23 protein-coding genes are annotated in these 16,101 nt (G+C 58.8%); 11 read left to right on the top strand and 12 right to left on the bottom strand.

Going from position 1 to position 16,101, the window contains the following annotated elements; translation table 11 throughout:
* The first annotated feature begins 64 nt into the window (after window positions 1–64).
* Window positions 65–1,042, top strand: coding sequence for a GTP 3',8-cyclase MoaA (moaA, locus tag TNEU_RS00265; protein WP_012349434.1), 978 nt, complete (start codon window positions 65–67; stop codon window positions 1,040–1,042).
* On the opposite strand, the gene TNEU_RS00260 is transcribed toward moaA, so the two are convergent.
* The 5 genes from TNEU_RS00260 to TNEU_RS00240 form a co-directional block, all read right to left on the bottom strand.
* A complete protein-coding gene (locus TNEU_RS00260; RefSeq protein ID WP_012349433.1) occupies window positions 1,027–1,443 on the bottom strand; it encodes a winged helix-turn-helix domain-containing protein in 417 nt (138 codons plus the stop codon). The two genes, moaA and TNEU_RS00260, sit on opposite strands and share 16 nt — an antisense overlap.
* Window positions 1,444–1,552: 109 nt before the next feature.
* Window positions 1,553–2,806, bottom strand: coding sequence for a phosphopyruvate hydratase (eno, locus tag TNEU_RS00255; RefSeq protein ID WP_012349432.1), 1,254 nt, complete (start codon window positions 2,804–2,806; stop codon window positions 1,553–1,555).
* Between the two features lie 34 nt (window positions 2,807–2,840).
* Complete coding sequence (locus tag TNEU_RS00250; protein ID WP_012349431.1) at window positions 2,841–3,446, bottom strand: Ntn hydrolase family protein; 606 nt, start codon at window positions 3,444–3,446, stop codon at window positions 2,841–2,843.
* Between the two features lie 30 nt (window positions 3,447–3,476).
* Window positions 3,477–4,166, bottom strand: a complete 690-nt coding sequence (locus TNEU_RS00245) for a peptidylprolyl isomerase (RefSeq protein WP_012349430.1) — start codon at window positions 4,164–4,166, stop codon at window positions 3,477–3,479.
* Between the two features lie 2 nt (window positions 4,167–4,168).
* Window positions 4,169–4,384 (bottom strand): 30S ribosomal protein S17e, encoded by a 216-nt coding sequence (locus TNEU_RS00240; protein ID WP_012349429.1) that lies wholly within the window; start codon window positions 4,382–4,384, stop codon window positions 4,169–4,171.
* 147 nt (window positions 4,385–4,531) lie between these two features.
* On the opposite strand from TNEU_RS00240, the gene TNEU_RS00235 reads away from it, so the two are divergent.
* The 5 genes from TNEU_RS00235 to glyA all read left to right on the top strand — a co-directional run bounded on the left by TNEU_RS00235 (window position 4,532) and on the right by glyA (window position 8,846).
* A complete protein-coding gene (locus TNEU_RS00235) occupies window positions 4,532–5,269 on the top strand; it encodes a 50S ribosomal protein L2 (protein WP_012349428.1) in 738 nt (245 codons plus the stop codon).
* Window positions 5,269–6,333, top strand: a complete 1,065-nt coding sequence (gene fni / locus TNEU_RS00230; RefSeq protein WP_012349427.1) for a type 2 isopentenyl-diphosphate Delta-isomerase — start codon at window positions 5,269–5,271, stop codon at window positions 6,331–6,333. Before TNEU_RS00235 ends, fni begins: the two co-directional genes overlap by 1 nt.
* Window positions 6,334–6,361: 28 nt before the next feature.
* Window positions 6,362–6,691, top strand: coding sequence for a zinc ribbon domain-containing protein (locus TNEU_RS00225; protein WP_012349426.1), 330 nt, complete (start codon window positions 6,362–6,364; stop codon window positions 6,689–6,691).
* Window positions 6,688–7,425: a cyclic pyranopterin monophosphate synthase MoaC gene (locus TNEU_RS00220; RefSeq protein ID WP_012349425.1), complete on the top strand. Its 738-nt coding sequence runs from the start codon at window positions 6,688–6,690 to the stop codon at window positions 7,423–7,425. Before TNEU_RS00225 ends, TNEU_RS00220 begins: the two co-directional genes overlap by 4 nt.
* Before the next feature lie 128 nt (window positions 7,426–7,553).
* Window positions 7,554–8,846, top strand: coding sequence for a serine hydroxymethyltransferase (glyA, locus tag TNEU_RS00215; RefSeq protein WP_012349424.1), 1,293 nt, complete (start codon window positions 7,554–7,556; stop codon window positions 8,844–8,846).
* Here glyA and TNEU_RS00210 read toward each other — a convergent pair.
* Both TNEU_RS00210 and TNEU_RS00205 read right to left on the bottom strand, forming a co-directional pair.
* Window positions 8,835–9,614 carry an SDR family oxidoreductase gene (locus TNEU_RS00210; RefSeq protein ID WP_012349423.1) on the bottom strand — a complete coding sequence of 260 codons (780 nt, stop codon included), beginning with the start codon at window positions 9,612–9,614 and terminating at the stop codon, window positions 8,835–8,837. The genes glyA and TNEU_RS00210 overlap by 12 nt on opposite strands.
* Window positions 9,615–9,646: 32 nt before the next feature.
* On the bottom strand, window positions 9,647–10,594 hold the full coding sequence (locus tag TNEU_RS00205; RefSeq protein WP_012349422.1) for a hypothetical protein: 948 nt from the start codon (window positions 10,592–10,594) through the stop codon (window positions 9,647–9,649).
* Between the two features lie 63 nt (window positions 10,595–10,657).
* Between TNEU_RS00205 and TNEU_RS00200 the strand changes: the two genes are divergently transcribed.
* Window positions 10,658–11,053: a cytidine deaminase gene (locus tag TNEU_RS00200; protein ID WP_012349421.1), complete on the top strand. Its 396-nt coding sequence runs from the start codon at window positions 10,658–10,660 to the stop codon at window positions 11,051–11,053.
* 161 nt (window positions 11,054–11,214) lie between these two features.
* On the opposite strand, the gene TNEU_RS00195 is transcribed toward TNEU_RS00200, so the two are convergent.
* The 4 genes from TNEU_RS00195 to TNEU_RS00180 all read right to left on the bottom strand — a co-directional run bounded on the left by TNEU_RS00195 (window position 11,215) and on the right by TNEU_RS00180 (window position 13,232).
* Window positions 11,215–12,129 carry an Mrp/NBP35 family ATP-binding protein gene (locus TNEU_RS00195; RefSeq protein WP_012349420.1) on the bottom strand — a complete coding sequence of 305 codons (915 nt, stop codon included), beginning with the start codon at window positions 12,127–12,129 and terminating at the stop codon, window positions 11,215–11,217.
* Window positions 12,130–12,156: 27 nt separating this feature from the next.
* A complete protein-coding gene (locus TNEU_RS00190; protein ID WP_245521963.1) occupies window positions 12,157–12,753 on the bottom strand; it encodes a MarC family protein in 597 nt (198 codons plus the stop codon).
* Window positions 12,754–12,834: 81 nt separating this feature from the next.
* Window positions 12,835–12,993: a 50S ribosomal protein L37e gene (locus tag TNEU_RS00185; RefSeq protein WP_011899567.1), complete on the bottom strand. Its 159-nt coding sequence runs from the start codon at window positions 12,991–12,993 to the stop codon at window positions 12,835–12,837.
* Complete coding sequence (locus TNEU_RS00180) at window positions 12,990–13,232, bottom strand: LSm family protein (RefSeq protein WP_012349418.1); 243 nt, start codon at window positions 13,230–13,232, stop codon at window positions 12,990–12,992. The genes TNEU_RS00185 and TNEU_RS00180 overlap by 4 nt, the downstream gene beginning before the upstream one ends.
* A 98-nt stretch (window positions 13,233–13,330) precedes the next feature.
* Here TNEU_RS00180 and TNEU_RS00175 point away from each other — a divergent pair, with 98 nt between their 5' ends.
* Together TNEU_RS00175 and TNEU_RS00170 are read left to right on the top strand one after the other, a co-directional pair.
* The gene (locus TNEU_RS00175) at window positions 13,331–13,624 is read left to right on the top strand and encodes a PDDEXK family nuclease (protein WP_012349417.1); all 294 of its coding nucleotides are present in this window, start codon (window positions 13,331–13,333) and stop codon (window positions 13,622–13,624) included.
* A complete protein-coding gene (locus tag TNEU_RS00170; protein ID WP_012349416.1) occupies window positions 13,608–13,889 on the top strand; it encodes a hypothetical protein in 282 nt (93 codons plus the stop codon). Before TNEU_RS00175 ends, TNEU_RS00170 begins: the two co-directional genes overlap by 17 nt.
* On the opposite strand, the gene TNEU_RS00165 is transcribed toward TNEU_RS00170, so the two are convergent.
* Window positions 13,855–14,313 carry a PUA domain-containing protein gene (locus TNEU_RS00165; protein ID WP_012349415.1) on the bottom strand — a complete coding sequence of 153 codons (459 nt, stop codon included), beginning with the start codon at window positions 14,311–14,313 and terminating at the stop codon, window positions 13,855–13,857. The genes TNEU_RS00170 and TNEU_RS00165 overlap by 35 nt on opposite strands.
* Before the next feature lie 45 nt (window positions 14,314–14,358).
* Between TNEU_RS00165 and TNEU_RS00160 the strand changes: the two genes are divergently transcribed.
* Both TNEU_RS00160 and hflX read left to right on the top strand, forming a co-directional pair.
* Window positions 14,359–14,841, top strand: a complete 483-nt coding sequence (locus TNEU_RS00160) for a multiprotein bridging factor aMBF1 (RefSeq protein ID WP_012349414.1) — start codon at window positions 14,359–14,361, stop codon at window positions 14,839–14,841.
* Complete coding sequence (hflX, locus tag TNEU_RS00155; RefSeq protein WP_012349413.1) at window positions 14,831–16,042, top strand: GTPase HflX; 1,212 nt, start codon at window positions 14,831–14,833, stop codon at window positions 16,040–16,042. The genes TNEU_RS00160 and hflX overlap by 11 nt, the downstream gene beginning before the upstream one ends.
* The last annotated feature ends 59 nt before the right edge of the window (window positions 16,043–16,101 follow it).

The raw sequence follows: 16,101 nt of genomic DNA, 5'->3' as shown, positions 1-16,101 counted from the left end.
GATATAAGTATACGTGTAGTAGACGTAGACGGCAATATATTTAATCTGCAGTTCGAGAAAGGGCGTGTTGTTTGACAGATACGGGAGACCTTTCCTGAAGCTTAGGTATATCCTAAACGACGAGTGTAACTACAGTTGCATTTTCTGCCACTTCGAGGGGCAGGCCCGGCGCCGGGGGGTCTACCTGACCGCCGAAGACTACGGCTTCGCCACCTCTGTCTTCAGGAAGGTGGGGGTCTCCGACTTCAAGATAACGGGGGGAGAGCCTCTGCTGAGGCGGGACATAGACGCCGTGGTGTACAACATAGCTAAGACGGGGGGCGCCGTTACGCTTACCACAAACGGCTTGTTGCTGGAGAGGTGGGCGGCGAAGCTCGCCGCCGCCGGCCTCCAGAGGGTCAACGTCTCTGTACACTCGACGGATCCGGGCATGTATTCGAAGGTCACCGGGGCGCCGCCGGCCGCTCTAAAGGCCGTCCTACGCGGCCTCCGCGAGGCTAGGTCGTTGGGCATCTCCCTGAAGATAAATGTCGTTGTGCTTAGGGGCGTAAACACGGATAGAGACAGCGTAAAAGAGCTGGTCAAGCTGGCGGCGTCGTTAGACGCGTCGTTGCAGTTCATAGAGCTTATGCCTACGGGCGAGGGTGCCCACGTCTTCGAACAGTACTACGAGCCGGTTGAGACGGTGGCCAAGGCCGTAGCGGAGCTGGGCGGTAGACCTCTCAAGCTGAGGAAGGAGCTACACAACAGGCCTATCTACGTGCTCGCGGGGGTGGCCATAGAGCTGATAAAGAACTACGGCAACGCCTCCTTCTGTAGCGGATGCACCACCATGAGGCTGACGAGCGATGGAAAACTTAAGACCTGCATATACGCAGAGCCGAGCGTTGATCTGATGCCCCTCATCAAGGCTAGAGACGAGGAGGGGTTGCTATATGCCGTAAAAACCGCGTTGGCGCAGAGAGAGCCGAGGTTTAAGCTGTATCTGGCACGCCCAGCGGAGCCGGGCGTACCCTCAGGCGGCGTTCACTCCTCCTCGTAGTAGGGGATCTCCTCTCCGCCCCCCTCCTCCTTCGCCTCCTTGGAGTACTGCTCAAGCGTAGCCACGAGCTCGGAGAACTTAGATTCCCAAGTCTTCACAACGTTTTCCAACTCCCTATTCATAGACTCGTAGTAGGCCACGAGCAGCTTGCCCACCTCCGTCAGCTCCGTGACCCCCCTCTCCTTGCCGCCCCGGCGGGACTCCACGAGGGGCACGCCTAACGCGTCCTCAAGCTTCTTTATATATGTCCATATGAATTTGTATGAATATCCCAGCTTTCTCGCCGCCGAGGCGATAGACCCGGTCTCCTCCAGCGCTTTCAAGATGTTGTAGATGCCGGGGCCCAAGATCTCCTGCCCATCTTTGTCAACCCAGATGCGCATCTTGACTTTAACCGCCACGACTACACACTTGATGCTATTAAAATACGTTCACAACAGCGACAAGTCTCGCCCCCTCCGCGAGAAACGCGGCGGGCGGGAAACCGGATCGACGTGCTTGGTCGCAACGCTACCTTATGCGTGCGATGGCGGCCCACTTGCCGAGGTAGTCACCGATTCTTATCAGCTCGTTTAACTTAGCCGTCCTCTCGCCGCCCATGATGCCTGTCTTTATGACGTCTGCGCCGAAGCCGACCGCTATATGCGCCAAGGTTCTGTACTCGGTGTCTCCGGAGCGGTGAGAAACAACTGCGCGCATGCCGAACCTCTTTGCCGTCTCCACCGCCTGGTGGGCCCTCATCAAGGTGCCGATCTGGTCCGGCTTTATTATGACCCCCGTGGCGGCTTTCATCTCGCCGCCTCTCTTTATGCGGTCGGGGTTTGTCACAAATAAGTCGTCGCCTACTATGAGCCTATCTCTGAACTTGTCTGTGAGCTCGGCGAAGGACTGGAAATCCTCCTCGTGGAAGGGGTCTTCGACGTATATTAGGTCGAACTCCTCCACGAGCTTAGATATGAACTCCATCTGCTCTCTAGGCCCCCTCTCGACCCCCTCGTTTTTGTACACGTACCTCCCGCCGTTCCAGAGGCTGGAGGCTGCGACGTCTACCCCAAGCCCTACCTCCACCCCCAGCTCCTTCTCCACCTCGGCGGCGGCCTCCTTCAAGATCTTCAAGGCTGTTATAGACGAGATCCGGGGGGTCCAGGCACCCTCGTCGTTTTTCCCCCCTGTGAAGGAGCTATCGACCTTGAGGATGTACTTCAGCGCCCTTTTGTGAACCTCGGCGTTGACGTAAACCGCGGTGAACGCGTCCGGCGGATTCAGCGGAATTACGAGGAACTCCTGTATGTCCGGGCCTAGACCTCTGCTGTGTTTACCACCGCCGATCACGTTGCCGAGCGGCAGAGGTAGCCTCCTCGCGTAGGCCCCGCCGAGGAATGTAAACAGGGGGACGCCTAGGGAAGCCGCGCCGGCCTCAGCCGCGGCGAAGGACGTAGCTATAGCCACGGCGCCTCCTATACGCTCAAACCTAGGCGTCCCGTCGACTTCCTCGAGCTTGCCGTCTACAGCGTAGGTCTCCGTGACGTCGAGCCCAACCACCTCGGGGGCCACCAGTTTTTCAAAGGCCGCCAACGCGGCGTCTACACCGCCCTCGGGGAAGTACAGAACCTCGTGGGCTCCCCTCGACGCGCCTGCGGGCGCCGCCGCCCTGGTGACCACGTAGCCGCCGGCGGCCGGGTCCTCCGCGGTGAGCTCCACCTCAACGGTTATATCTCCGCGGCCGGTGAAAACCTTCCTAATCCAGACGTCCTCGATCTGCATGCCCCCCGGAATTTGGTGGTATTTATGCGTAGGCCTACTCGGCTAAGACGATCTTCTGCTGTGCCGTAAACACGCGTCTAAAGCCCTCCCTCTTGGTGATAACCACTACGTCTATCCCCTCGCCGGAGCCTGGGTCGTTTCTAATCGCGGCCTTCACCGCCTTTATGGCGAGATCCACGGCGTCTTCTAGAGACATATCCTCTCTGTAGCCCACCTCCAGTGCGCCTTTGGCGTAGGGCGATCCGCTGCCCGTAGCTATGTACCTCTCCTTGGTCACGGTGCCGAGCCAGTCGGCCATGTATAGGACAGCCCCCTCCTCATCGTCAACGCCGCCTATTATTGAGTGTACTATGTATATGTAGGGCCTGGAGTAGAAGAGGATCAGCGAGACGTAGTTCACCAGAGCGCGTATTGGGATAGGCCTCTTGTACTCCATCTTGTACTCACGCGCCCGCAGGGTGAGGAAGGAGAGCACAGACTGTAGATCGGCCACCCCTCCCGACATCGTGGCGGCCACGTGGTCGTCTATCTTCCATATCTTCTCCCCCTGCTTATGCGCTATGTAGTAGCCGGCCGTTACCCGTTTATCTGTGGCGAGGACGACGCCCTCTCTAACGGCGATGCCTACGGTGGTGGTCATCGGCTGTGTGTTGTGTTGACTTAATAAATACTAGCTCTTGAGCTCCACCTCCTCGATAAACCGCACCTTCTTCACGTCTGAAAACTTTGCGGAGACCTCGGAGGCGTACTGTAGGAGGACGCCGCCTATCCGCTCGTAGAGCAACACCTCGGCGGGTAGCGAGACGGCGAGTACCCCGCCCTCTAGAGAGGCCTTCATCTTCTCCTCCGGCACCCTGGGGAGGTACAGCCGGAGCAACGCCACAGCCTTCTCCTCGACAGACGTGAGCTTCTTGGCCACCCTCCCCCTCACGATAAAGGTCTTGCCCGCCAGCGGGTGGTTGAAGTCCAGCACCACCCGTCCGCCGGAGATGGAGACAACTCTGGCGCGCTGTCCTTCGAAGTCGACCACGTCGCCGACGCTTGGGACAATGCCGTGGCGGTGGAAGTCCCTAATGGAGACCACCTTCACCTTCCCCGGATCTCTTACCCCATACGCCTTCTCCGGCGGCACCTCTACCTCGAAGTCTTGTCCCTCGTCGGCCTTCAACAACGCGGCTTCTACGGGCTCCCAGAGAGGGGTCTCGCCTAGGATAACCAGACGGGGGCCGTAGATCTCCTCGGGCTTGTATATGCCCGCCTCCTTCGCCACAGACTCCTGAGTTGTCTCGACGACCTTGTTCTCGTCTTTTACAACAACCGTGTAGTCAAGGAGTATGTAGTCTCCCTTCGCGAGCGGCATGGTTACGCCGCTGCCTCAGCTTTTTCCTGGGCTTTGCGCCTTTTCACCAGCCTCGTTATGTAGCCGGCTACCCTGTTTCTAACTCTTTTGCTCGGTATATCTGCCAGCTGCGCCACGGCCTTCTTGTTCTCCTCAAAGCTGTCTGTGAACCTGTCTGGGTACATCTCGAGGAGCTTGTCGCCGAGGGACTTAATGTATCTGGGCCTAACGCGACCCATGGCGCGAGAGCCGGTAGGGTGTATTTAAATGTTCAGCACGCCATGAGCTCCTCACCTCTCGGACGAGGTGCATGACATCACGACAGCGCTATATAACGCGGCTTATCCTCCGAAAATATTTATAAACCTTAGCCCTCTAGGGGCGCGATGGGCAAGAGGATACTTGTGCAGAGGAGGGGCAGAGGAGGCTCTCAGTTTAGGTCGCCGAGTTGGAGGAGGGAGGGCCCCGTTAGGTACCCGCCGCTCGGCACAGCCGGCAGAGGCTACGTCGTTGACATAATCCACGTGCCCGGCCTCAACGCGCCTGTGGCCAAGATACGTCTCGAAAACGGCTTGGAGTTTCTGAACTACGCCGCCGAGGGTCTGTACGTAGGGCAGGAGATCGAAATAGGCGAGGCGGCGTCTCCCAAGACCGGCAACGTGGTGGTTCTCGGGAAGGCGCCGGAGGGCACCATGGTTTTCAACGTCGAGAAGAGGCCCGGCGATGGGGGGAAGTTCGCGAGGTCTGGGGGCACCTACGCGGTGGTCGTGGGGCAGAAGCCCGAGGAGAACAAGACCATCGTTAGGCTGCCCAGCGGTAGAACGATGGAGGTGGACGCCAGGGGGAGGGCGACGGTGGGCCTTGTGGCAGGCGGCGGCAGAATAGAAAAGCCCATGGTTAAGGCTGGGAAGAAGTACTACAGAGCGAGGGCAAAGGCGTGGAAGTACCCCTTAGTCAGAGGCAAAGCCATGTCTCCATATGCCCACCCACACGGCGGCGGATCGCACCAGAAGGGCGGCACGCCTGTGTCGAAGACGGCGCCTCCCGGCCAGAAGGTGGGCTTCATCGGCTCCAGGTGTACAGGCCGCGGCTGTGTGAGAGCTAGGGCGCAACAGAAGCAGTAATGGAGATTGACAGGCGGAAAAACGACCACATTTATCTGGCGAGCTCCGAGATTTCTCAAGTGGGCTCCCCCTGGTTCGACGAGGTAATCCTAATCCACAACGCCCTGCCCGAGCTAGATCTGTCGGAGGTAGACACCACTGCCAAGTTCCTGGGGGCCGAGGTCAAGGCGCCGTTTGGAATCGGCGCTATGACCGGCGGGACTGAGCTAGCTGGGAAGATAAACGCGGAGTTGGCCAAAGCCGCCGAGGCGTTTGGGATCCCGATATACGTCGGCTCCCAGAGGATCGCGTTGGTTAAGCCAGAGGTGCGCTGGACCTTCGAGGTTGTTAAGAAGAACGCCCCAACTGTGCCGAAGGTGGCGAACTTGGGGGCGCCCCAGCTTGTGGAACTCGACGAGGTTAAGCTGGCCGAGTGGGTTTCGCAGGCGGTAGACATGGTCGACGCGCACGCGGTGGCTATCCACCTAAACGCCGCCCAGGAGGCTGTCCAGCCGGAGGGCGAGCCCCGCTTCAGGGGGGTGCTGGAGAAGATCAAGGTGGTGAAAAGGGCGGCCGGCAGGCCGCTTATTGTAAAAGAGGTTGGCAACGGCATATCTAGGGAGGTGGCCGCACGCCTCGCGGGGGTTGCGGACGCCATCGACGTGGGGGGCTACGGGGGGACCTCCTTCATAGCGATAGAGGGGGCTAGAGCGGCCGGCGCCGGGGCCCAGCTTCGGCGGAGGATCGCCGAGACGTTTAAGCTGTGGGGGATACCCACCGCGGCTTCGATATGTGAGGCGAAGTCCGGCTACGGGGGCTACATAATCGCCTCGGGGGGCATCAGAAGCGGGCTCGACGGCGTGAAGGCGTTGGCGCTAGGCGCCAGCTTCTTCACCATGTCGCAACCTCTTCTAAAGGCGGCTCTGGAGGGGAGGCTGAAGGAGGAGATAGAGACCGTCGTAGCCGAGGTGAAGACGGCCATGTTTCTCATAGGCGCTAGGACTGTCAAAGATATCGCGTCGGCGCCTCGGGTCTACGGCCCGCGTCTGAGAAGCTGGCTGGAGCAGAGGGGGCTCACTTGTTAAATTTTTAAGCACCGGAGCAGATACCGGCGTGTCTTGCCCCAAGTGCGGCTCTAGAGAGGTCGCCCTTCTGCCTAGCAACGAGTTTCTCTGTCGTCGCTGTGGACATAGATGGGCTATACCCCACGTCGATTACACGTGGATCGAGACGGATATAAAGAAGGCTAAGCTTTTCGAGAAGTACATAGACGCCCCGGCGGAGAGTTGCGAGGAGCTTCTAGCCCAGCTGATGAAGGAGCTGGACGAGAAAAACGCGAGGTTGCTGGCGGCTAAGATACTCATCCAGAGGGCGGAGAGGCGCAAGCTCTCTAAAGCCGAGCTCGCGAGGCTCTACTCCGACGCCGAGAGGTGCTTCCAATGATCGTCGACGTATCTAGGAAGCCGGACGTGTATAGATACGCCGTGGCCTCCGCGGAGGTGGCCGCGGAGCGGTGCAACACGTCGGTCGCGGCGCGGGCCGCCCTACAGGCGTACAGATATCTGCCCTTCCTACATCCTCTGCCTCTACGCGCCTCGGCTGGATGCAGAGGCGGCAAGCTCTACGTTGAGGGAGCCGCCGAGTGGCAGACGGGGGTTGAGATGGACGTCCTATTTGGGGCCTTGGTCGGCTCCGTGGCCTCCGGCATAGAAACAATAAGAAATCTCTCTGTAGACGTCAAAAAGAAGGGGGAGGCGCCGCCGGACCTCTCGGCCGGGCCGCTACAGGAGACGCCTTTTGCCAGAGGCGGCGATCTAGAGACCTCGGCATATGGGGAAATGGTGTTGAGAAACGTCGAGTTGGCGAAGGGACCTGTGGAGAAGGGACATCCGATATATGCGGCGCAGACCGCCGCCGCCTTAAACGCCAAGAGGTTGTGCGAGCTCCTGGGCGGCCCCTGCCCCTCCATCCAACACTTCAAGATCGACATAGAGGCGGGGAGCCGCGTCGAGGCCACAGCCACTGTAAAGGCCAGAGACATGTCGCCAGCACCAGAGGCTCTTTTCGCAGTTGGCGTGGCGCTCCTCACCATTTGGGATATGGTGAAGAAGTGGGAAAAAGACGAGATGGGCCAGTACCCCGCTACGAAGATCGCCGTCATAACGCTCCGCGGCTGACGTCTCGGACCCCCAACGAGGCCTAGGGGGGCCAGGCCGTAGAGGCTTGGAGGCTCTGTGGCGGGCCCGTCGTGGTTGGGAGCCGCAGAGAGGCGGATGCATAATTAAATACCGGGTTTATCGAGACAATGCTTCCGCGGGAACTAGGGGAGATCCTCGACGTGGTCACTAGGCACAACGCCTGGAGACGTAAGGAGACTATAAACCTCATAGCCAGCGAAAACGTGATGTCGCCTCTCGCAGAGCTGTACTATATAAACGACTTGGCTGGCCGATATGCCGAGGGCACGGTGGGGAATAGATACTACCAGGGGACAAGGTACGTAGATGTGTTGGAGGACGCCCTCGTTAAGAAGTTCTCCGCGGTTCTAGAGGCCAAGTTCGTAGACGTAAGGCCCATATCTGGCACTGTGGCTAACCTGGCCACGTACTTCGCGCTGACGCCCGAGGGCGGCACTGTGGCGTCTCTGCCCGTGAAATACGGCGGCCATATAAGCCATAACACAGTCGGGGGGGTTAAGGCGCTTAGGCTAAAGACCGTTGAACTGCCGTGGGATCTGGAGAACTTCAACGTCGACGTAGACGCGGCCCGTAAGCTTATAGAGGAGAAGAGGCCTAACCTGATAATACTGGGAGCCTCCCTGTACCTCTTCCCGCATCCAGTTAAGGAGGTGGCCGAGGCGGCGAAGACTGTGGGGGCTTACGTGCTCCACGACTCAGCCCACGTCTTTGGACTCATAGTGGGCGGGGTCTTCCCCAACCCGTTGAAGGAGGGGGCGCACGTAACCACCGCCTCGACCCACAAGACCTTTCCAGGCCCCCAAGGCGGGGTGATAGCCACGGCGCTAGACGATGAGAGGAACTCGCAGATACAGAGGGCGGTCTTCCCAACCTTCACCTCCAACTACCACCTACATAGATACGCCGCCACCTACGTAACGCTTGTCGAGATGGAGGTCTTCGGCAGGGAATACGCCTCCAGAATCGTGGAGAACGCCAGAGCTCTGGCCGAGGCCTTGGCGTCCGAGGGGGTGCCCCCCGTCGCGGAGAAGCTAGGCTACACGAGGACGCACCAAGTCGCCGTGGACGTGTCCAAATTCGGCGGAGGCGACAAGGCGGCGGCGCTTCTAGAGGAGGCGAACGTAATAGTGAACAAGAACGCGTTGCCCTGGGATAAAAGCGTGTTGAAGCCCAGCGGCATCAGGATGGGGGTACAGGAGATGACTAGGTTTGGGATGGGGAAGGACGAGATGAGGGAGATAGCGAGATTCATAGCCCGCGTGCTCCGCGGCGAGGACCCAGCCGCTGTGCGGCGCGACGTCGTTGAGTTCAGGAAGTCCTACCTAGAGATCAAGTACGGGTTTAAAATAGACAGGGGAGAGGTCGAGAAGGTCTTTAATTCGCTGAACCTAAATACATAAGGTGCGCCCGCCGTCTATCAGGATAAGGGAACCCGTGATGTAGCTAGCCCGCTCGGAGGCGAGGAAGGCGACGAGCTCGCCTATCTCCTCGGGCTTCGCCAGCCTACCCAACGGGATTTCCCGCCCCATCTCCTCTAGTATATCCTCGACGGTGCGCCCCTCCCTCTGGGCTCTGGCTGCCGCCACCTCCCTCACCCGGTCAGTGTCGACGTAGCCCTGCATTATGCCGTTCACGAGGATGTTGTACCTCCCCAGCTGGTAAGCCAGGGTTTTTACAAGACCCGCGAGAGATATCCTGACGACGTTGGAGAGGGTGAGGGTCGGTATAGGCTGTTTCAGAGTGCTGGATGTTATGTATATGAGCCTGCCCTGCCTCCTCTCCACCATATGTGGGAGGACGTCTCTTGTTATCCACACAGCGCTCATGAGCAGTAGCCTCACGCCGTAATCCCAGTCCTCCTCGGTAAGCTCTAGGAAGGTCCCCGGCTTAGGCGGCCCCGTGTTGTACACCAGAACATCCACTTTGCCGAACTGTTTCACGGCCGTCTCAACTATCCTCTTGACGTCCTCCCTCTTTGTCAAATCGGCGGCGACCGGCACCACCGAGACGCCGTGTTGTGAAGAGAGCTCCTCAGCCACCTCCTTTAGACGCCCCCAGTCTCTAGCCGCGATTACGAGGTCTGAGCCCTCCCTCGCGAGAACGGAGGCAACGCCGCGTCCTATCCCTCTGCTCGCCGCGGTGACTATAGATACCTTGCCCTTTAGCATAGGTATAGAAGAGCCCCCTCTTATAACGTTGGCTACTTCAGCTTAATGAAGGTGTAGCGTCTACACACGTCCCTTATTGGGCACGAATCGCATTTTAGATCACGGCAGTACCTAGCCCCTATGTCGTAGGCCCCCCTCTCGTACAACACAGGATCGCCGCTTATCTTGCCCACGTATCTCACAAGGCCGCGGACGCTCTCAAGCCTAAAAACCACGTCGCGGCACCGGGGACCCCCCTCTCTGGCCTCGCACAGTATCCTCTTGGCCACCCTAGCCCTTATCCGCTCCGCCGTGAGGGTGGTCACGTCTTCGAAGGCGCCGGATCTCAACGTGACCAACGCGGTGTACATATCCCCATGTAGTATGTATTTTCTATACTCTGGCGTGTAGGCGATCCTGAGCGCCAGCGGGATGTTGGTCTCGTGTATGAAGAGCCTTAGGAAGAGCTTTACGCCCCTCCCCACGCGCCCCCCTCCCCTGCCCCTGAAGATGAAGTCTCTAACCTCCTTTTCGAACTTGGGCAACCTCCTCTGTTTAGCCACCCAGAGATACGGCGATTTATACCTCACGCCCACCACGTTCAACATCCTCAAGAGGTTGGAGATGGTCTCGTCTGCCACCTCCCTCTCGACCCCAACAGCCTCAAGAGCTCTACGCAGCTTCGAGGCTGAGACCACGTCATACACGTTTGCCTCAAAAGCGCCGGCGAGCTTCCTCAGCTCCTCTTCGCCGATAGGCCTACGGCTATACAGCGCGGCCACGAGCGCCGCGTATATAACCAACAGATCAAGCCCCTTCACGTTTGACAGACTCGACAGATAAGTCTCGAAGTCGCCTTTGTAGACACGCGATATCGACTTTACCTGTTCTACGACAAGGCCGTAGCTGTGTGGAAGAGTTTCAACCACCTTGTCGCGGATAGAGAGCCCGTGTTCCACGATCCTCCTCCTCACCTCCTCCGCAGAGGGCACAAGCGCCATGCTTGAACCACATATATAAACTGCCACATCGGCACCTCCGTGGAGCCCCCTGGACTACAGGAGATGATAGAGAGGGCCAAGGCGGCGCTGAAAAACGCCTACGCCCCCTACTCCAACTTCAGAGTGGCGGCCGCCGTTAGGACAAAAAGCGGGAGGATATACACTGGAGTCAACGTGGAAAACGCCTCATATGGGCTAACGATCTGCGCAGAACGCGTGGCGGTTTTCAAAGCCGTATCGGAAGGAGACAGAGATATTGAAGCCGTCGTGGTCTACACAGACACCGAAGAGCCCACGCCGCCCTGCGGCGCCTGTAGGCAGGTGATAGCGGAGTTTAACCCAGACGCCTTGATAGTGATGGCGGGGCGCTCCAGGACATACACGGCGAAATTAAGCGAGCTACTGCCCAACCCCTTTACGCCAACCCGGCTGCCAAAAACGCCTAGGAGTGAGGTTTAAGCCCAAGACCGTCCTCTTTCTGTTCCGCCACGCTCCGCCGGGAACCGGCGACGTTTGTATTATGAGCCGCGCACCCGGTCTAGGGCCCGGCGCAGAAACGGGGGCGCCGCCAGTCCCCAATGACCCGAGCCCCCGGGGAGACCGGGGGCTGCAAAAGGAGGCTACTCCTCCTCTTCGCCGGGCAGTTTAAGGAGCGATAGGCGTTTTGGCTTCTCCTCGGCTTTGACTTGTTGGGAGAGCTTATCCTTATACATCTCGGCCAGTTGATCCACTATAGCCAATACGGCTCTGGCGGTGTCGTTTTCTTTCGCGAGGAACTCGTGGAGTCTGCCCGAGTCCAGGTAATGCGATAGCTCGGGGTCGATCGGTATGCCGCCTAGAAACGGCACTCCGGCGGCTTCGGCCACCCTCCTCCCCGCATCTCTCCCGAAGATGTAGTAGATCTTTCCGTTGTCGGGGCACTTGAAACAGCACATGTTTTCAACCACGCCTGCGACGCGGATGTTCAACTTGCGCGAGAAGTCCACGGACTTAAGCACGATCCTCCTGGAGATCTCAGTGGGTATTGTCACAACGATACTGCCGTCTAGCCCTCCCTGGAGGCTCTGGGCGATCGTGAGAGGCGCGTCGCCGGTTCCCGGCGGAAGATCAACGACTAAAAGGTCTAGGGAGCCCCAGTCCACCTGCGCTATGAAGTCCCTAAGCGCTTGGTTGACAAGCGGCGCTCTCCATATGACCGCCGTGTCGTCGCTCGGAAGCGCAAACTCTATAGAGACCACCTTGATGCCGAGAGGCCCCGTGACGGGCACGATCTTGCCTGTCCTCTCGTCTACGAAGAGGGTGCTGTTCGATACGCCGAGCATCTTCGGGACGGTCGGCCCGTATACGTCCCCGTCTAAAACGCCGACTTTGTAGCCCCTCATCGCGAAGCCTACCGCGATAGAGGCGGTCACGAGGGATTTCCCAACTCCTCCCTTGCCTGATATTGTGACGAGCTTCAGCTTTACCCCCTTTAGAGCGTCGGCGAGGGAGCCGGGGGCGGCGGATTGGCCCCTGATGCTGACTTTTACCGACACAGACAGACGTTGTTGTGAATTTATAAATTAGCCCCTGCTACTTGCGCCGAGAGACCACCCGGCCTCTAGCCCCCTCCTCACCAACGATACCCCAATTGCGACGCTTAGGATAAGCATTATCTTTTCCACCACCCTAATCCCGAGCACGCCCAACGCCCTCATTATAAATCCGGAGGCGCGTAGGGTGGCGAAGGTGAGGAGCGACACCGCCGCGACGGCCAAGAGAGTGGGGGCGACGCCCATGTGTTTAGACATGAGGAGGACGTAGGAGATGGACGCGGGGCCCGCCAGGTAAGGAACAGCGAGAGGGACGACCGCCACCTCAAGGCCGTCTGTTGCGGGACGCTGCTCGTAGGGCCTTATCAGTTGGTGGAGGGAGAAGGAGATCAAGATGAGGCCGCTGGCTATCATGAAATCGCCTAGCTCCACCCCGAAGTAGCCGAAGATCTCGACGCCGAATACGGCGAAGAGCACGAGCACGGCCGAGGCCACCAACACGGAGAGCAGAAGCACCCTGCTCCTCTGCGCCTCGCTCAGCCCAGCCGTGAGGGCTGCGAATAGGGGTATATTGCCGAGAGGGTCAACTATTACGTAGAGGGCAACCACGGCCGTCAGTAGCTCCATTAGGTCAGAACCCAGATTTGTCATTCACCTATCAGCGATGACGGGCCTTCTCCACCGTTTCTATATAGCGGCGGAGGTTTTTTATTTTGCCCAGCTGTACTTCCTCCAACGTTTGGTCCTCCCCCAGCCGCACGAAGCGCAGTACTTCTTGGTGACGTTGTAGGAGTGTCTGCCGCATCTTGGGCATCTAATGTGGGTTTTGCCTCTGTTGTGTTTACCCATCGACGGGGTGCCCTTCATGGCACCGGCGATATGAAGAGGACGTTTTCGCCTCTTACGACGATAGTTCCACGCTTGTAGACGTTGCCGTCTATGATCTCCTCGGCGTCGTCTAGAAGGAGATTCACGTGTTGGTCGAAGGAGCGGAGTATGCCTCTGATCTCGTGGCTATCCCTAAGCTTCACCAACACCTGTTTGCCGATGGAGTCCTGTAGCGTGGCGCCCAACGTCGCGAAACACTTAGATATATCCGAAGCCATGCCTCAGCACTGGGGTAGATATATAAAGTTTTACGCCCGACGGGCCCCCACAAGGGAGTCTACACACAATATTTTAAACCGACGCCGAGTGGGGGGACGTGAGCGACGTCCTTTTTGAGCAGGTAACCAGGGATTTAAGATCCAAGGGCTTCAAGATCCTTGAAAAGCTAGGCGACAGGATGTTCGTAGCTGAGAAGAAGGAGAAGTACCTCTTCTACGTGATGGTGGAGGGCGTGGAGGTGACAACCCAGACGTTGTTAAGCGTTATAAACATGGGCGAGACGCTCTCTATGGACACGGTCTTGGCCCTAGTTAGCAACGACGGCACAGTGACGTACTACTTCGTCAGGAGGATCAGACTCCCCCGCAACGTCTATGCTCAAGGCGTTTGAGCGCTTGGTGGAGATCTCTAGAACACGGGGGATCCGCTTCGTTCTACATTTCTCCAAGTGCCGCGGCAAAGTCGGCATAGACCGGGAGATCAAGGCCTTAGACGAGGAGGGGAGGCCCGCCCCCTGGAGCCGCGTCTTCCCCGGCGTTACGCCACAGAACATACTCCAACAGTGCGTCCTCAAGAAGGTGGAGGTCTTCAGAGGCTCCGAGCCGCTGGGCGAGTACCGCACTATCGAGGAGGCTCTCGCGGCTCTTTCCCAGTGACGTCTTTCAACGCCTCTCGAACCCGGACGGCGTAGCCCCTCCCCAGCGACAGCTCCCTAGAGCTGTAGACCAACCTTCCCACGGCGATTAGGCGCCCCTCTGCGTCTACGACGGCGACCTCCCCGTTGGCTCTAGAGCCGCTTGAGACGTCCGCTATATACTTAGCCGGCACGTTGCGTCCGCCAGCTACATACTCGGCGGCTTCCCCCCGCACAACCACCCTGTTTTCTAGAAACGAGGCCCCGTATAACGTCGGCAGTAGATAGCCGTCGTTGTTACGTAACACAAAGGCCAGTCTTCCATCTATGAACACCCTCCTGACCCTCCCGGCCTTGTTGTACTCAACCTCGACCCTCCTGCCCTTCAACTTCTCGGCCGTGCCCCTCCCGTATATGTAGGCGATTATGTTCAAGACCGCCGACACGCGACCCCCCAAGAATTCTTTATAAATACATCACTAGGGAGAGGCGTGTATTGTGAAATCTGTGGAAGGCCCATAGAGGGCGAGCCGATACCGATAGAGGTGGATAAGGCCGTCTTATACGTCTGCAGAAGTTGCGCCGCCACATATGGGAAGAAAGTGATTCAGCAACAAGCCGCGCCTGCCGTGAAGAAGACGCCGAGGCCTAAGCCCGCCGCCCCCCGCCCGCCGCCTCCCGAGGTGGAGATTGTGGAGAACTTCGGCGAGGTGGTGAAAAAGGCGAGGGAGAACCTCGGCCTATCTAGAGAGGCCCTAGCCGCCATGTTGGGGGTGAAGGAGACCGTGTTGAGGAGGATCGAGGCCGGGCAACTGCAGCCCGACTTCGCCCTAGCGAGGAAGCTGGAGAAAACGCTTGGAGTTAGGCTTTTGGTGGAGTCTGTGGAAGAGGGCGTAGCCCAGACGGGGAGGGGGGCCGAGAGGGGTCTCACGTTGGGCGAAGTGGCGGAGATAAGAGACGGGGGTGAGGAATAGGGCCCTTCTCTCATACGTAGGCCCCAAGACGCCCAACCTAGCTTACAAGCTTGAGGAGTTTGTATCCCTCGCCGAGGTGGCCGGGTTCGAGGTGGTGGACCTAATTACCCAGTTCGGCAGAGCCGACACCAGGTTTTACCTCGGCCCGGGCAAGGCCGAGGCGGTGGCGGCTAAGGACTTCGACGTCTTTATCGCATACCACAGCCTCACCCCTCTACAGGTGTTCAACCTGGAGAGGCTGTTTAAACGTAGGGCGCTGGATAGGGTTCTGGTCATACTCATGATCTTTGAAAAAAGGGCTGGTAGCATAGAGTCGAAGCTCCAGATCGAGCTAGCCCGCCTTAGATACGAACTGCCTAAGGTCAAGGAGTACCTGAGGCGAGCTAAGATGGGCGAGCAGCTCGGCTTCATGGGCGCCGGCGAGTACATAGTCGACGCCTACTACCGCCACATGGTGAAGAGGATTTCGACGATTAGGAGAAAGCTGGAGGAGGTGCGCAGGAGTAGAGTCATGCATATAGCTAAGCGGAAGGAGGCGGGGGTTCCCGAGGTGGTGATCACCGGCTACACCAGCGCCGGCAAGACGACGCTCTTCAATAGGCTGGTGGGCGAGGACAAACTGGTGGACGGCAAGCCCTTTGCCACGTTGGAGACCTACAGCCGATCTCTGGACCTCTGGGGCAAGAGAGTCGTTGTGACAGACACCATAGGCTTCATAGATGACCTCCCGCCGCTCCTCGTCGAGTCCTTCCACTCGACGCTCCAGGAGATCATAGACGCCGACGTCATTCTCCTAGTCGTAGACGGCTCGGAGCCGCGGGAGGAGATCTCCCGCAAGATAGAGACCTCCGTGGCAACCCTGGGCGAGGTGGGCATAAGCCGAGACAGGGTGATACCCGTTGTCAACAAGGTGGATAAAATCGGGGTGGCGGAGGTGAAGAATCTGCGGGGCATAGTGGGTAGGTACTTCAGCTGGTTCATCCCGGTGTCCGCCCTTACCGGCTTTGGGATCGAGGCGCTCAAAGCCGTGTTGTTTTTCAAAACGCCGGGCTACCAGATATCCAGAACCGCCAGCGCAGAGGGGGCAAGAGGCCTACGCGTCGGAGATGTGACGTTCGTAGCCACGCGCCCAGCTCCCCTTTGCGGCTCCCGGTCTCCCCGGGGGAGCTCGGGACCCGCCCGCGGAGATGATGCGAGATAGTGGCGTCCTCCCCAGGGCCGTCTGATTCGTCGCCGACGGCCGTAAGTCGGCAGACCTCT

This window comes from Pyrobaculum neutrophilum V24Sta (assembly GCF_000019805.1).
In the GTDB taxonomy this organism is placed as follows: domain Archaea; phylum Thermoproteota; class Thermoprotei; order Thermoproteales; family Thermoproteaceae; genus Pyrobaculum; species Pyrobaculum neutrophilum.
The sequence above is the reverse complement of the archived record's forward strand: the minus strand, read 5'-3'. Positions and strand labels throughout refer to the sequence as shown.

Bases quoted from the DNA above. Each gene is read 5' to 3' on its own strand.
- glyA (WP_012349424.1), top strand. From the start codon at position 7,554: ATGCTTCCGCGGGAACTAGGGGAGATCCTCGACGTGGTCACTAGGCAC.
- TNEU_RS00245 (WP_012349430.1), bottom strand. From the start codon at position 4,166: ATGCCGCTCGCGAAGGGAGACTACATACTCCTTGACTACACGGTTGTT.
- TNEU_RS00220 (WP_012349425.1), top strand. From the start codon at position 6,688: ATGATCGTCGACGTATCTAGGAAGCCGGACGTGTATAGATACGCCGTG.
- eno (WP_012349432.1), bottom strand. From the start codon at position 2,806: ATGCAGATCGAGGACGTCTGGATTAGGAAGGTTTTCACCGGCCGCGGA.
- TNEU_RS00205 (WP_012349422.1), bottom strand. From the start codon at position 10,594: ATGGCGCTTGTGCCCTCTGCGGAGGAGGTGAGGAGGAGGATCGTGGAA.
- TNEU_RS00250 (WP_012349431.1), bottom strand. From the start codon at position 3,446: ATGACCACCACCGTAGGCATCGCCGTTAGAGAGGGCGTCGTCCTCGCC.
- fni (WP_012349427.1), top strand. From the start codon at position 5,269: ATGGAGATTGACAGGCGGAAAAACGACCACATTTATCTGGCGAGCTCC.
- TNEU_RS00240 (WP_012349429.1), bottom strand. From the start codon at position 4,384: ATGGGTCGCGTTAGGCCCAGATACATTAAGTCCCTCGGCGACAAGCTC.
- TNEU_RS00190 (WP_245521963.1), bottom strand. From the start codon at position 12,753: ATGGAGCTACTGACGGCCGTGGTTGCCCTCTACGTAATAGTTGACCCT.
- TNEU_RS00170 (WP_012349416.1), top strand. From the start codon at position 13,608: ATGCTCAAGGCGTTTGAGCGCTTGGTGGAGATCTCTAGAACACGGGGG.
- TNEU_RS00200 (WP_012349421.1), top strand. From the start codon at position 10,658: ATGATAGAGAGGGCCAAGGCGGCGCTGAAAAACGCCTACGCCCCCTAC.
- TNEU_RS00180 (WP_012349418.1), bottom strand. From the start codon at position 13,232: ATGGCTTCGGATATATCTAAGTGTTTCGCGACGTTGGGCGCCACGCTA.
- TNEU_RS00235 (WP_012349428.1), top strand. From the start codon at position 4,532: ATGGGCAAGAGGATACTTGTGCAGAGGAGGGGCAGAGGAGGCTCTCAG.
- TNEU_RS00210 (WP_012349423.1), bottom strand. From the start codon at position 9,614: ATGCTAAAGGGCAAGGTATCTATAGTCACCGCGGCGAGCAGAGGGATA.
- TNEU_RS00185 (WP_011899567.1), bottom strand. From the start codon at position 12,993: ATGAAGGGCACCCCGTCGATGGGTAAACACAACAGAGGCAAAACCCAC.